Below are 14,300 nucleotides of genomic sequence, written 5' to 3' on the forward strand. Positions count from 1 at the left end.
AAAAATATCGTTCGCCCTATTAATGACGACAGGAAGTGGTTTTTGCAACTGCGAAGAAAGAAGTAATCTTACGGGCCGCGATAGATAATCCTGAGGGTATCAGGCGGCTCCGCTCATCCGCTGCAGCTTAGCCAGCGCATCACGCAAGGCGCGTTCTGTCTCGGCAGGGTTGCCTGTTTCAGCAGAATTGGCTGTTTCAGCAGGATTGGCCCTAAAATCTGTCTGGTCGCCGGTGGCAGCGCCATGATCGGCCACAATTCGGGGCCGTTCAAAGGGGCGGCGCGGATTGCCGGCCATGAAATCAGCCGGGAAAATTTCCTGCGCCGATGCGGGGTGCTGCCTGCTTGCCGCATCCGAGGATTGCGGCGGGTTATAGCGTTGCAGGGACAGGGCAAAGCGTTCCACCAGTTCGACCATGCCCATTTCCGGCAGCGGTTTTGCCAGCAGAATATCGGCGGCAGAAGGCGGGCGCGGCGTTTCGACATTCTGCGCTGCGGGCGCGACTTCGTGATCGGTCGGTTCAGGCGCCCATGCAGTCACTGGTGATGGCTCGCTCTCGAATACCGCTGCTGGCGGACATGCATCAGTGCCGTCAGCTTCTTCGGCGTCGGCCATCTCGTCGATGGTCATCTCGTGGTCGGCCATCTCGCCGCCCGGCAGATAGGCGCCCAGCGGCCTGTCGAAGCCTTCTTCGCCCAGTTCCTCATGCGCGGAGATGAAATATTGGGTTTCTTTCCTGGCATTCACGCTGCGGCCGGCTGCGGGCTGCGCGATGATGCGCGCCAGAACAAAGCCGATCAGCCCCCCGGCACAGGCTGTCACAATGGACAGGGCCACGCGGGCCGTCTGGCCTAGGGGCGCTGCGGCTGCGGGCACATAATCTGCCACGCGCGCCGCACTTACCGCGGTTTCGACAAGTGCATCTGGCAGCAGGAAGCAGACGATCCCCAAAAGGGCGGCGAACCACACGGCAACCATCGCGGGAAAAGCCCGATGCGAACGCACCGATGGCTTTCTCTTGCCACCACCTGTCACAGCTTTTGCGTCAATATTGCCCGTTTCGGCCAAGCCGATAGAATTATGTGTCACTGTGGACTGCCCCTGTTACGTCGACGTTTTCCGGCCCAAAGCGCAAGGCTGTGCCCCAAACTTGCCAGCGTGCCATTCAGGCCGCTCTGGACAGAATCCCGTCAGTCCCACGGTCTATCAAATGTTGGTAAACGGACTGATAACGACAAATATTGCGCGCCCAGTCATGGTGCGTCTGCACATGGGCCAGCGCCCGCGCGCGCATCTGGTCCCAATCGGCCCTGTTATCGGCCAGATCGGCCAGCGCATCGGCAATTGCCGCAGGGTCATCGGCAACAAACAGCGTGCCGGTAACGCCGTCACTTATCAGTTCCTTGTGGCCGCCCACATCCGATGCCGCCACAATCCGGCCCTGCGCCATCGCCTCCAACGGCTTGAGCGGCGTCACCAGATCTGTCAGGCGGCTCTGCTTGCGCGGATAGGCCAGGATGTCGATCAGCGAATAATAGCTGTCCACCACATCATGCGGAACGCGGCCGGTAAAAATGATGGCATCTGCCGCAGGTGAGGCCGCGGCCTGCTGGCGCAAGGCTGCATCCATCGGTCCGCCGCCCACCAGCAGCAATTTCGCGCCGGGCTGGCGCGTGCGCAGGCGCGGCATTGCGGCAATCAGATCATCCAGCCCTTCATAATCGTAAAAGCTGCCGATGAAGCCGATGACGGGGCCAAAGCCGGTGGAGCCAGGGCCAGCAAGAGCGCCAATGCCCAGCCTTTGTGCCAGCGCATCATCACGCGGGCCGGGATCGCCAAACAGGGCCATGTCCACGCCATTGGGCGAAATGCCGATTTTTCCGGCAGAAAAGCCCCGCCCGACCAGATCGTCACGCAGGCCATGGCAAATGGTGAAAACGGCATCGGCCCCTGCCACCACGCGGTTTTCCAGGGCGCGGGTGGCCCGGTATTTGAGCGATCCTTCGCGCCCGGTCAGATTGCCGACCGCCGCATCTTCCCAGAAAGCGCGGATTTCATAAACCAGTGGAATGGTATGTTTGCGTGCGGCGCGCATGGCTGCGAGGCCGCATAATGCGGGTGAATGGGCGTGCAGCACATCGGGCCGCCATTGGTCGATAACGCGGTCGATCGCTTCGGCAAACCGCGTGATTTCACGCCATTCGCGCATCCCCGCAGGGCCAGAAGATGTGCCGGTGGTGCGATGGAAAGTCAGCCCGTCAATCTCCTCCGCCGCAGGCCCGCCATGCCGGTTATCAGGACCGGCATGGTGACGCAGGCCGGTAATGCCGCGCACATCCATGCCTGCTGCCTGCTGGCTTTTCAAAATGGCGCGCGTGCGGAAGGTATATCCGCTTTGCAGAGGCAGGGAATGGTCGAGAATATGCAGCACACGGGTCATGCAGGCCTGTCTGCCACAACACCCTTAACGTGCCGTCAACTGCCTGCTGCTAGGCAGGCTGCCGATGTTGCCCGAAAGGCCCGCTTGCCCGTGATCGATTATTTTGCCCTTGCTGTTGCGCATGCTCTGATCGCGATTGCGGTGTACCGGATGGCGGGCAATCCTGCGCTGGATGATGACGATCTGTCCGATTCGGGCACCAACGACACTGCTCGCAGCGCTGTCAGCCCTGTCAGCACTGGCGTAAACACCGCAACCGGCGAGGCTTCGCGCTAGCCGCCATGCTGGATCTGGCGCTTTTTCTGTGTATTGCTGCATTTCTGGCAGCAGGCATCCGGCGGCCCTTTATCTGGGTGCTGGCCTATCTTTACATCGACATTCTCTCGCCGCAGAAAATCGGCTGGTCGCTGACGCAGGCGCTGCCGGTGTCGCTGATCGCATTCTGCGCGGCATTTGGTGGCTGGTTGCTGACCGATCCCAAGCGCGGCAGCCGCTTTACATTCCGCCAGTTTCTGCTGCTGGCGCTGCTGGCCTATTGCGCCATCACCACTGCCAACGCGGATTTTCCGGTTGATGCGGCCAATAAATGGGCGTGGGTCTGGAAAGCGATGGTGTTTGCGATATTCTTCCCGCTGGCTCTGACCACGCGCCTGCGCATCGAAGGTGCTGCGCTGATCATGCTGTTGAGCGCGTCCGCCATCTATATCACTGCCGGGATCAAGACTGTGCTGTCGGGCGGCGGTTATGGGTCGCTCAGCCTGTTTGTGAACGACAATAGCGGCCTTTATGAAAGTTCCGTGCTGGCCTGCATGGGCATTGCGATTATCCCGCTGATCCTGTGGTTTACCCGGCATGGCACGGTGTTTGCGCCGGACTGGCGAGTCAAACTATTCGGCTATGCGCTCATCTTTGCCTGCCTGCTGGTGCCAGTGGGCACAGAAGCGCGCACGGGCCTGGTGTGCATTGGCGTGCTGGCGGTGTTGCTGCTGCGCGATTCGCGCAGGCGGCTGGCCTTTATTGGCGCCGCAGCGCTGGTGGCCACTGTATCGCTGCCATTCCTGCCGACCAGTTTTTACGATCGCATGTCCACCCTGACAGCGCCCAGCCGTGACGAATCGGCATCGACCCGCGTGGCGGTGTGGAAATGGACGCTGGATTATGCGCGGGATAACCCGTTTGGCGGCGGTTTTGACGCATTTCGCGGGAACAAGTTCACCTATGAACTGCCCGTGGTCAAGGGCAGCGGAAATACGCAGGCCTACCGTTACAACCGCGTGACTGACGAAGGCCGCGCCTATCATTCTGCCTATTTCGAAGTGCTGGGCGAACAGGGCTGGATCGGCCTTGCCATCTGGCTGATGCTGCAGTTTACCGGCCTGTGGCAGATGGAGCGTATCCGCCGCCGCTGGCGTAACCGAACCGCGCCGGGCGAGATGTGGCAGGCCCCGCTGGCCAGCGCCCTGCAATATGCGCAGATCATCTATCTGGTCGGCGCCCTGTTTACCGGCATTGCCTATCAACCGCTGATGCTGATGATTGTGGGCCTGCAAATTGCCCTCGCCACCTTGCTGGGCAAGGCGCAGCCACACCTCCTGGCATCTGGCAATGCAGGGGGGCGGCACCCTGCGGCGGGAAAACAGACCGCAGGCGCGCGCCATGCAGCGCTGCATGCCGGGCAAGCGGCACCTGCCCGGCAGACGGGCGGGCCAACATGACCATGCCGCCTGCCATTGGCCCAGCGACGTTACCTGCCTCTGCTTCCAGCCCAGCTTCTGGCCAGCGCCCGATCCACGCGCTGACCGGCCTGCGCGGCGTGGCTGCGTGGTGCGTGGTTTTCTATCACATCCGATACAGCCTGACAGCGATCCTGCCTGCGTCTGCAATCGAATTTATGGCCAAGGGCTATCTCGCGGTTGATCTGTTCTTTCTGCTGTCGGGCTTTGTCATGTGGCTCAATTACGGGGCAGTCTTTACCAGCGGCGGATTGCGCGCCGCGCCGCGTTTCTGGTGGAAGCGTTTTGCCCGGATCTGGCCGCTTCATGCACTGGTTCTGTCGGCAATGGTGGTTTTTGCCCTCGCCGTGCTGCTGACCGGACGCGATGCTTCGGCCTATCCGGTCGGGGAATTGCCGCTGCATATTCTGCTGATGCAGAACTGGGGCATGACCGGGCAACTGGCATGGAACCACCCGGCATGGTCGATCAGTGCGGAATTTGCCGCCTATCTGCTGTTTCCGCTGCTGGTGACAGCAGTGCCATGGCCGCGCATCGGGACATGGGTGCTGGCGGGCGTTGCAGCGGGGCTGGCAATGGGTCTTTACCTGATTTTTGCACTGCAGGGCCACGCCACCTTGGGGGCGGATATCACGCATCTGGGCTTGTGGCGCTGTCTGGCGCAATTTTCGATGGGCGCGGTGCTGGCGCTTGTGTGGCAGCGCCATGGCGGGCAAACCATGGCTTTGGCGGCATGGGGGGCCTGCGCTGCCATCTTGGCAATCGCTTTGCTGGCAGATCTGCCAGAAACAGCCTTTGTCCCGGCCCTGTTTGCAGCGGGCCTGCTGGCATTGGCGAGCGACCGGGGCGCGGCCGGGCGGCTGTTTGCGGCACGCCCGCTGCGCTGGCTGGGTGACATAAGCTATGCCACCTATCTGCTGCATTTCTTCGGCTTTGTGCTGTTCAAACTGATGTTTGTGGATGCCAGCCTGCAAATGGGCTGGTGGCAATTGCTGGCATTTGGGGCCCTGTTGCTGGCTGCATCCGACGCGGTTTTCCGCTGGTTTGAAAAGCCTGCCCAGCGCTGGCTGAATACGCATTCGCCGCGATTCGCGCAGCGGCAGTCAGGCGCGGCGGCCCGCTGAAGCCGGTTTGCCGGTGCCAACGGTTGCGGCAAGTCTTGATTGCCGTAACGGCAGGCTCGGGCGCGTTGCGCAAAGCCTTCCAAGGTGCCATGTAGCGGCCATTCCCATCGTAACAGCGGTTAGAGGAGAGGCATATGAGCCCACAGGATATTGCAGCAAAAATTGGCGAAAACATCGGCACCAGCGAATGGGTCGAAATGAGCCAGGACCGGATCAACAAATTCGCTGATGCGACAGGTGATCACCAGTTCATCCATCTCGACGAAGAAAAAGCCAAGATGACGCCGTTTGGCGGCACCATCGCCCACGGCTTTCTGACCTTGTCGATGATCCCCTATCTCACGGCCAATTCCGATGTGCCGCGTGTGGATGGCATCAAGATGGCCGTGAATTATGGCGGCAACAAAACCCGTTTCATCTCGCCAGTGCGATCGGGCAAGCGCATTCGCGGCCATTGGAAGCTGACCGAAATGACGGAAAAGCGCCCCGGCCAGTGGCAGCAATCGTGCGAAATCACCATCGAGATCGAAGGCGAGGAAAAACCTGCCCTGATCTGTGAATGGATGACCCAGTATTTTGTCTGAACCCCTCCCCGGGATCGACCATCAAAGTTTAATTCAAGGAAATACCTATGCGTGACGCAGTCATCGTCTCCACCGCCCGCACGGCCATTGGCCGGGCCTATAAGGGCGCTTTCAATTCCACATCGGGCGCCACGCTTGGTGCCTATTCCCTGAAACCGGCGCTGGAACGCGCTGGCATCGACGGCGCGGAAGTCGACGATGTGCTGTGGGGCTCCGCATTGCAGCAGGGCACACAGGCAGGCAATCTGGGCCGCCAGGTGGCGCTGCGCGCGGGTCTGCCCATTTCCGTTTCGGGCATGACCATGGACCGCCAGTGTTCTTCGGGCCTGATGTCCATTGCCACTGCCGCCAAGCAGGTGATTGTCGACCGTATGGATATCGTTGCTGCTGGCGGGCAGGAATCAATCAGCCTCGTGCAGACGCCGGAAATGCGCGTCGCGCCTGACCGCGAACTGATGGCGATGCACCAGTCCATCTACATGCCCATGCTGCAAACCGCCGAAACGGTGGCATCACGCTATGGCATCACCCGCGAAGCGATGGATGAATATGCCCTGCAGTCGCAAATGCGCACTGCCGCTGCCCAGCAGGCGGGCAAATTCGATGATGAAATCGTGCCCGTCACCACCACCCACAAGGTGAAGGACAAGGAAAGCGGCGAAATCAGCGATGTTGAAATCACCATTGCCAAGGATGAAGGCAACCGTCCCGAAACCACGCTGGAAGGGCTGTCCAGCCTGAAGCCGGTGATGGGCCCTGACATGACGATCACGGCCGGTAATGCGTCGCAGCTGTCCGATGGTTCCAGCGCTTGCGTGGTGATGGAAGCCAAGGCCGCTGAAAAGCGCGGGCTGACCCCGCTGGGCCGCTATGTCGGCATGGCTGTGGCCGGCACGGAGCCTGATGAAATGGGCATCGGCCCCATTTATGCCATCCCCAAGCTGCTCGAACGGTTCGACCTCAAGGTCAGCGATATCGGCCTGTGGGAACTGAATGAAGCATTCGCCGTGCAGGTGATCTATTGCCGTGACAAGCTGGGCATCGATAACGATCTGCTCAACGTCAATGGCGGCTCCATCTCCATCGGCCATCCCTATGGCATGACCGGCGCACGCTGCACCGGCCACGCGCTGATCGAAGGCAAGCGCCGCGGTGCCAAATACGCAGTCGTCACCATGTGTGTCGGCGGCGGCATGGGCGCAGCGGGCCTGTTCGAAATCTTCTGAGAGCGGAACATTTCGCTGAATTGCGGCGTTTCGGGGCATGGTTTTCTTGCCCCCGAAGCGCCGCTTTTCTTTTGCCGCCACACTGGCTCCGGTCCTTGCCGCGCTGCTGCTGGCTGGCTGCGGGCCTTCCGGACAGGGCCAGCAACAAGAGGGCGAAGCTTCCACCAGCACCAATCAACCAGCGCCCGTGTCCGATGACGCGCAAGCGAGCACGGTCGCCGCGCCAGAACGGTTCAGTTCTGCATATGGCAAGCTGCAATTCGATGATTGCACGGTGACTCGAGAAGCTACCGAGGGTTACTTTGTTGACCGGCGCTGCCCGGGCCGAGAGGGCATCGCCATTTTCCTGCATGACGGCGATGGCCGCTACGATCTGGATGCGGGCGTTCCCAACGACCAGTTCCAGAGCATCGGCGCGTTCAATTCGATTGGCGATACGCTGGAATGGCGGCTGGATAATGAAACTGCCTTTGCGGTGATTTTCCGCCTGTATGACGCGACACGTGAAGATCGCGGGCGTTCGGTTCTGGCGGTCGAGAAAATCGGCGCCGCAAATTCTCCGGGATGCCGCGTGGCGCAGATTGCCGGTGACACACCGCAGGCCAATCAGCGCGCACGCGCCGTCGCCGATACTGCAGCCGCCAGTTTCGACTGCACTTCAGGCAAGATCAGTTTCATCGGCGATGCCCGTTAAGGCGCTTGCCTTTATCCCGTTTACGCCGCATTTTTGCGAATGATGTAAAGGAATTGGCCAGATGGGCATCGTGGAAATTCTGGGTATCGCAGGCAGTGTCAGCCTGCTGTCCGGCTGGCGGCTGTATCTCAGCATCGTGGCCACGGGCCTCGCCATGCAATGGGGCGCCATTCCGCTGCCTGACCATCTTGCCAGTCTGCAGGTTCTGGCCAGCCCATGGGTGATCGGCATTGCCGGCGTTGCAGCCATAACCGAATTCTTCGCAGACAAGGTGGCATGGCTCGATAGTATCTGGGACACCGTGCATACGCTGATCCGGCCTGTGGGCGGCGCCTTGCTGGCGCTGGCCATCGTCGATCCGTCGGACCCGGCCACGCAGGTTATCGCCTTTATTCTGGGCGGCGGCGGCGCGCTGTTGGCGCATGGCGGCAAGGCGGGTGCGCGGGCGGTTATCAACACCAGCCCGGAACCTGTTACCAATGTGGCAATGTCGGCAGCAGAAGATGTGGCCACCGCCGGTCTGCTCTATGCCGCTTACGAATATCCCTATGCCGCAGGCGCGATTGCGCTGGCATTGCTGGGCCTGTCAATCTGGCTGCTGATGCTGGCTCGGCGCGTAATACGGCGCATTTTCAACGCCGGGAAATTCAATGCCGGAAAAAAAGCCCCGCCTGCGGTGTAAACCGGCAGGCGGCGCACTTTTCAGCACCCGTCAGGAAACTGCCTTGAGGTTTGCTTTGCCGGATGCGCCATGTTTGGCGAAGAAGGCTTCTGCAACCGGCGCGACCTTGTCGCGCCAGCGGCTGCCGTTGAATATGCCGTAATGTCCCGCGCCTTCGGCCAGATAATACTGCTTCTGGCCCGCTTTCAGGCCGGTGGCCAGATCAAGCGCGGCCTTGGTTTGGCCGATGCCGGAAATATCGTCCCGCTCGCCTTCGACAGCCAAAATGGCGGTTTGGGTAATCCTGCCCAGATCCACCACCTTGCCGCGATGTTCGAAGCTGCCGTTGGGGATGGAATGTTTCTGGAACACTTCTTCCACCGTCTGCAGATAGAATTCTGCCGTCATGTCGCAGACAGACCGGTATTCTTCGTAGAAATCCTTGGTCGCATCGGCGCTGGCATCATTGCCGGCGTTGATATGTTTGAACATTTCATAATGGCTCTGCATATGCGCGCCCAAGTTCATGCTCATGAAACTCGCCAGTTGCAGGAAGCCGGGATAAACGCGCCTGCCTGCACCGCGGTAGCTCATCGGGACCGTGGCAATCACGGTCTGGCGGAACCATGCAATCGGGCGTTCCATCGCCAGATCATTCACCGTGGTCGGAGATTTGCGCGTATCAATCGGGCCGCCCATCATGGTCAGGGTGACAGGGGCGGCAGGATTTTTGTCCGCATTCATCAGCGCCGTTGCTGCCAGCGCCGGAACAGATGGCTGGCACACCGCCATCATATGCGCGCCCGGGCCAATGAATTCGAGGAATTCGATCAGATAATCGATGTAATCATCGAGATCGAAGCTGCCTTCGCTGGTCGGCACGGTGCGGGCATCCGCCCAGTCGGTGATATAAACCTCGCAGCTTTCGATCATCCGTTCGACAGTGCCGCGCAAAAGCGTGGCGTAATGGCCGCTCATCGGGGCCACAATCAGCAGTTTCGGCGCGTTTTTCGGCAAGCCTTCGCGGGTAAATCTGAGCAGATCGCCGAACGGCTTGGTCAGCACGATGGATTCGGTCACGCCATGCGACTTACCGCTGATGGCAACGCTTTCGATGCCGAATTCAGGCTTGCCGCGCGGCGCTGCTGCATGGGCGAAAACTTCAAGTGCAGAGGCGGCTGCGGGGCCAAGGCCCATATAACCCATTGGCAACAGGGGGTTGCCCAGCATTTCTGCGCCAATGGAGGCCATGGCGCTGGCGCTGCTCAGCCATGCGCGCTGTAATTCATGTGCGTGATAGAGCAAAATCTGTTCCCTGCGGCCCGGTATGTTTATTGATGTTGCGACGGTCAGTTCCATGGGCATGGTGACCATATTCATTCCATTGTGCAACGCATCATTTTGCCATTGGTGCCGCAATCCGGTCAGCAGGGAGTGGATTTTGCTGTGGCACAGGTCTAGTCAGCCCGCGATGGACCAGCCGATCTCGCCCGCCGAACGCGCCGCAACACAGCTTCCGCCCGGCGGACTGTCCGGCCCCGAATTTGAAACGCCTTCTGCCGCTGGCGCATATTCTGGCGGGGAAGGACATTCTGGCGGGGAAGCGCATTCGGGCGGTGTTCAGCCGGATGAAGCCAGACCTGCACGCACGCTTGGCCCGCTGAAGATGATCTGGGCGGAAATGTATAAATATCCCGGCCATACTGCGATGGCGCTGCTGGCCCTTCTGGTTACGGCCAGCGCGACACTGGCGATCCCTGCCGGGTTCAAGCTGATCATCGACAATGGTTTCAGCGCAGGCGGCGATCCATCCGATATTGGCCGCTGGTTCCGCTATCTGCTATTGATCGTGGTGGTGCTGGCAATTGGCACCGCGCTGCGGTTCTATTTCGTCAGCTGGCTGGGGGAACGGGTGGTTGCGGATATCCGGCTGAAAGTGCAGGATAATCTCCTTCGCCTGGCGCCGTCTTTCTACGAGGAAAACAGCCCCAAGGAAATTTCCAGCAGGATGACGGCGGATACCGCGCTTATCGAACAGGTGGTCGGCACCACTGTGTCTGTCGCCCTGCGTAATGTGCTGATGGGCCTGGGCGGCACTGCCTATCTGTTCTGGCTGGCCCCGCAACTGACCATCTGGCTGGTGGTGGCTATTCCGCTCATCATCCTGCCGATTGCCTATTTCGGCAGGCGGGTGCGGAACATTTCGCGCACCAGCCAGGACCGCGTTGCCGATGTGGGTGCCATGGTCACAGAAACGCTGGGCGCGATGAAGATCGTTCAGGCGTTCAACCAGGAAGCCCGCGAAAACACGCGCTTTTCAAGTGCCGTCGAAGCCATTTTCGATACGGCCAAGCGGCGCATCATGTTGCGTGCGGCGATGACTTCGATCATCATCATGTTCATTTTCGGCTCTATCACGCTTATCCTGTGGCGCGGTGCATTGGGCGTTTCCACGGGCGAAATCAGCGGCGGCACGATTGCAGCCTTTGTCTTTACGGCCGCGCTGGTGGCGGGTGCATTTGGCGCGCTGACCGAAGTATATGGCGATTTGCTGCGCGGCGCAGGCGCAGCCAGCAGGCTGAATGAACTGCTCAATGAAAAACCTGCCATTGCGCCGCCTGCACGGCCCGAACTGTTGCCGCAGCCGCCACGCGGCAGCCTGTCGTTCCGCAATGTCACGTTCCGTTATCCGACCCGGCTCGAAGTTGCGGCGCTGAAGGATTTCAGCCTTGAGGTGGAACCGGGCGAAACCGTGGCCATCGTCGGCCCGTCAGGCGCAGGCAAGTCCACCATTTTCCAGCTGGCAGAACGGTTTTATGATCCGCAGGCAGGCTCCATCCGCATCGACGGGGTGCCGCTGACCAGCGCCGACCCCGCCGAAATCCGCCGCCGCATGGCTTTGGTGCCGCAGGACGGCATCCTGTTTTCCGCCAATGCGCGGGATAATCTGCGCTACGGCGAATGGGACGCCACTGACGAAGATATCTGGGAAGCGGCCCGCGCTGCCAATGCGGAAACCTTCCTGCGCGATCTGCCCGACGGGCTGGATACCTATCTGGGCGAAGGCGGGGCGCGCCTTTCCGGCGGGCAGCAGCAGCGCATCGCCATTGCCCGCGCGCTGCTGCGCGATGCCCCCATATTGCTGCTGGATGAAGCCACCAGCGCACTGGATGCGCAGAGCGAACAATTGGTCCAGCAGGCGCTCGACCGGTTGATGGAAAACCGCACGACACTGGTTATCGCGCACCGGCTGGCCACCGTCCGCAAGGCAGACCGGATCGTGGTGCTGGAAGGCGGCCAGATTGTGGAACAGGGCACGCATGCCCAATTGTCCGATGCTGGCGGGCTTTACGCGCGGCTGGCGTCGCTGCAATTTGCCAATCACGAGCCAGGCTAACAACACGCCGGCCCTTTAACACACCGGTCCGGCAATGCGCGGGCTTGAATCAAAAAGCCAGAGCGTGCCTGCGCGCAGTAAAATTACGTTCAGCCTGTGTTTTTCGACAAAGGTCTATGTCTGGTCGACGAGCGGCAATGGCCGAAGGCGTCCTTTCGACTATGCCCGATGCACTGGGCCCAACCCACTTGGCCCAACCCACTTAATCTTCTGGCCCGCAGCAGGCCATCAACTGACTGGAGTCGCACCATATGATCAAGACGATCCTCGCCGCCGGGGGCAGCGCGCTTGCGCTGGCGCTGGCCACACCCGCACTCGCACAGGATACCGCCAGCGAAACGCAGGCCACCCCCACCATGAGCTTCGGCAAATGGGGCGTTGATCCCGACGCGCTGGATAAAGCCGTTGATCCCGGTGACGATTTCTTCAAATATGTAAATGGCAAATGGCTGGATGAAAATCCGCTGCCGGCTGAATATTCACGCTTCGGCGCGTTCAACCTGCTCGGCGAAAAATCCACTGTCGATGTAAAGGCCGTGGTTGACGATCTTATTGCCGCCAACCCCGCGCCGGGCACTTCTGAACGCCGTATCGTGGATGCCTATCAGACATTCCTCGATACAGATGCGATTGATGCTGCTGGCCTCGCACCTGTTAACCCCTATCTGTATGAAATCTATGGCGCGAACACGCTTGGCAAGCTGGCTGACCTGTGGGGCAAGCCCGGCTTCGCAGCCCCGGTTGGCGCATTTGTCACCGTGGACCAGAAGCAGCCTGATACCTATGTCGCCTATGTCGGCAGTGGCGGGCTGGGTCTGCCTGACCGCCAGTATTACCTGGATGAGAGCGAAAAGGGCCGCGATATCCAGCAGAAATATCGCGATTACCTGACGTTCCTGTTCAAGGAAGCCGGGTTTGGCGATGCCGCGCTGACCGCGCAGGTTGTCTATGATTTTGAAGACACCATTGCCCGCGAAATTTCGTGGGACCGCACCGTCAGCCGCAACCGCGATCTGTCCTACAATGCCGTGACCCCGGCTGAACTCAAGACCATGGCGGGCACTTTCCCGCTGCAGACCATGCTCGACACAGCAGGGCTGGGCAACGCGCCCAAATTCGTGGTGCCGCAAATCCAGCCGACCGCAGAAGAAATTGCCGCGCTGGGCCTGACACCGGAATATGTCGCCATGATTGGCAAGGGCACGCCCGGCATGTTCGATCTGATTTCCAGCACCCCTGTTGCAACATTGCAGGCATGGACGGTTGCCCGGTTCCTGACTGGCAATTCATCCGCCATGCCGACACGTTTTGACGAGGCGAATTTCGATTTCTTCGGCAAGACCCTGCGCGGCCAGCCAGAACAGCGTCCGCGCTGGAAGCGGGCGATCAGCGAAGTGGAAAGCCACCTGGGTGAAGTTCTCGGCAAAAGCTATGTCGAGCGTAACTTCCCGGCCGAAAACAAGGCCGCAATGGTGGATCTGGTCGAAAACCTGCGTATCGCCATGGCGCAAAGCATTGATGAACTGAACTGGATGGGCGCTGAAACCAAGGTTGAAGCCATGGCCAAGCTGGCGGCATTCGATCCCAAGATCGGCTACCGCGACAATCTGGAAACCTATGATGGTCTGGCAATTGTGGCCGGCAATCCGATTGCCAACCGCATGGCCGCTGCCAAATGGGGCTGGGAATATAACATCGCCCAGCTGGGCGGGCCGATTGACCGCACGGAATGGGGCATGCTGCCGCAGACGGTGAATGCCTATTACAACCCGACCAAGAACGAAATCGTGTTCCCTGCTGCCATTTTGCAGCAGCCCTTCTTCGGCATCACTGCCGATGCGGCGGTCAATTATGGCGGCATTGGCGGCGTGATTGGCCACGAAATGGGCCACGGCTTTGACGATCAGGGTTCCAAAAGTGATGGCACGGGCCTGCTGCGCAACTGGTGGCAGCCTGATGATCTGGCGAATTTCACCAAGCTGACTGATGCGCTGGTGACGCAGTATGACGCGTTCTGCCCGCTGGATGATGGCAAAACCTGCGTCAATGGCCGCCTGACCCTGGGCGAGAATATTGGCGATCTGGGCGGCCTCAGCCTTGCCTACCGCGCTTACAAGCTGTCGCTCGATGGCAAGGAAGACAAGGTGATTGACGGGCTGACCGGCGACCAGCGCTTCTTCCTGGCATGGGCGCAGGTATGGCGTTCCTCGCAGCGTGAAGACAATGCCCGCCAGCGTCTGCGCACCGACCCGCACAGCCCGGAAGAATTCCGCGTTAACGGCATCGTGCGCAACATGGATGCCTGGTACAAGGCGTTCAACGTCACTCCTGACGATGCACTGTATCTGGCCCCTGAAAAGCGCCTGTCCATCTGGTAAGGCGCGGTGCTTTAGTTTGAAAATAAGCGCCCCTTCTGCCCGGTAATCCGGTGCAGGAGGGGC

At 60.3% G+C, this 14,300-nt stretch carries 12 protein-coding genes; 9 read left to right on the forward strand and 3 right to left on the reverse strand.

Features of this window, described 5'->3' with window-relative positions; all coding sequences use genetic code 11:
- Nucleotides 1-99: 99 nt before the first annotated feature.
- On the reverse strand, nucleotides 100-1,089 hold the full coding sequence (locus GRI44_RS11630) for a hypothetical protein (RefSeq protein WP_160601931.1): 990 nt from the start codon (nucleotides 1,087-1,089) through the stop codon (nucleotides 100-102).
- A 76-nt stretch (nucleotides 1,090-1,165) separates the two neighbouring features.
- Entirely contained in the window at nucleotides 1,166-2,440 is a 1,275-nt protein-coding gene (locus tag GRI44_RS11635) for a TIGR04063 family PEP-CTERM/XrtA system glycosyltransferase (protein WP_160601932.1), read from the reverse strand.
- 90 nt (nucleotides 2,441-2,530) lie between these two features.
- On the opposite strand from GRI44_RS11635, the gene GRI44_RS11640 reads away from it, so the two are divergent.
- From GRI44_RS11640 to GRI44_RS11670, 7 genes are all read left to right on the forward strand, one after another.
- Nucleotides 2,531-2,716, forward strand: a complete 186-nt coding sequence (locus GRI44_RS11640) for a hypothetical protein (RefSeq protein WP_160601933.1) — start codon at nucleotides 2,531-2,533, stop codon at nucleotides 2,714-2,716.
- Nucleotides 2,717-2,721: 5 nt separating this feature from the next.
- On the forward strand, nucleotides 2,722-4,155 hold the full coding sequence (locus GRI44_RS11645) for a DUF5935 domain-containing protein (protein ID WP_160601934.1): 1,434 nt from the start codon (nucleotides 2,722-2,724) through the stop codon (nucleotides 4,153-4,155).
- Nucleotides 4,152-5,297 carry an acyltransferase family protein gene (locus tag GRI44_RS11650; RefSeq protein ID WP_232843123.1) on the forward strand — a complete coding sequence of 382 codons (1,146 nt, stop codon included), beginning with the start codon at nucleotides 4,152-4,154 and terminating at the stop codon, nucleotides 5,295-5,297. The genes GRI44_RS11645 and GRI44_RS11650 overlap by 4 nt, the downstream gene beginning before the upstream one ends.
- Nucleotides 5,298-5,431: 134 nt before the next feature.
- Nucleotides 5,432-5,881: a MaoC family dehydratase gene (locus GRI44_RS11655; RefSeq protein ID WP_160601935.1), complete on the forward strand. Its 450-nt coding sequence runs from the start codon at nucleotides 5,432-5,434 to the stop codon at nucleotides 5,879-5,881.
- A 47-nt stretch (nucleotides 5,882-5,928) separates the two neighbouring features.
- Nucleotides 5,929-7,107: an acetyl-CoA C-acyltransferase gene (locus tag GRI44_RS11660; RefSeq protein WP_160601936.1), complete on the forward strand. Its 1,179-nt coding sequence runs from the start codon at nucleotides 5,929-5,931 to the stop codon at nucleotides 7,105-7,107.
- Between the two features lie 37 nt (nucleotides 7,108-7,144).
- The gene (locus tag GRI44_RS11665; RefSeq protein ID WP_160601937.1) at nucleotides 7,145-7,801 is read left to right on the forward strand and encodes a hypothetical protein; all 657 of its coding nucleotides are present in this window, start codon (nucleotides 7,145-7,147) and stop codon (nucleotides 7,799-7,801) included.
- 61 nt (nucleotides 7,802-7,862) lie between these two features.
- Nucleotides 7,863-8,483 (forward strand): DUF4126 domain-containing protein, encoded by a 621-nt coding sequence (locus GRI44_RS11670; protein ID WP_160601938.1) that lies wholly within the window; start codon nucleotides 7,863-7,865, stop codon nucleotides 8,481-8,483.
- A gap of 30 nt (nucleotides 8,484-8,513) precedes the next feature.
- Here GRI44_RS11670 and GRI44_RS11675 read toward each other — a convergent pair whose 3' ends face one another.
- Entirely contained in the window at nucleotides 8,514-9,767 is a 1,254-nt protein-coding gene (locus GRI44_RS11675; protein WP_160602376.1) for a polyhydroxyalkanoate depolymerase, read from the reverse strand.
- Nucleotides 9,768-9,933: 166 nt separating this feature from the next.
- Between GRI44_RS11675 and GRI44_RS11680 the strand changes: the two genes are divergently transcribed.
- Both GRI44_RS11680 and GRI44_RS11685 read left to right on the forward strand, forming a co-directional pair.
- Nucleotides 9,934-11,859, forward strand: coding sequence for an ABC transporter transmembrane domain-containing protein (locus GRI44_RS11680; protein WP_160601939.1), 1,926 nt, complete (start codon nucleotides 9,934-9,936; stop codon nucleotides 11,857-11,859).
- 251 nt (nucleotides 11,860-12,110) lie between these two features.
- Nucleotides 12,111-14,237: a M13 family metallopeptidase gene (locus GRI44_RS11685; protein WP_160601940.1), complete on the forward strand. Its 2,127-nt coding sequence runs from the start codon at nucleotides 12,111-12,113 to the stop codon at nucleotides 14,235-14,237.
- The last annotated feature ends 63 nt before the right edge of the window (nucleotides 14,238-14,300 follow it).

The organism is Allopontixanthobacter confluentis (genome assembly GCF_009827615.1).
GTDB classification, from domain to species: Bacteria; Pseudomonadota; Alphaproteobacteria; order Sphingomonadales; family Sphingomonadaceae; genus Allopontixanthobacter; species Allopontixanthobacter confluentis.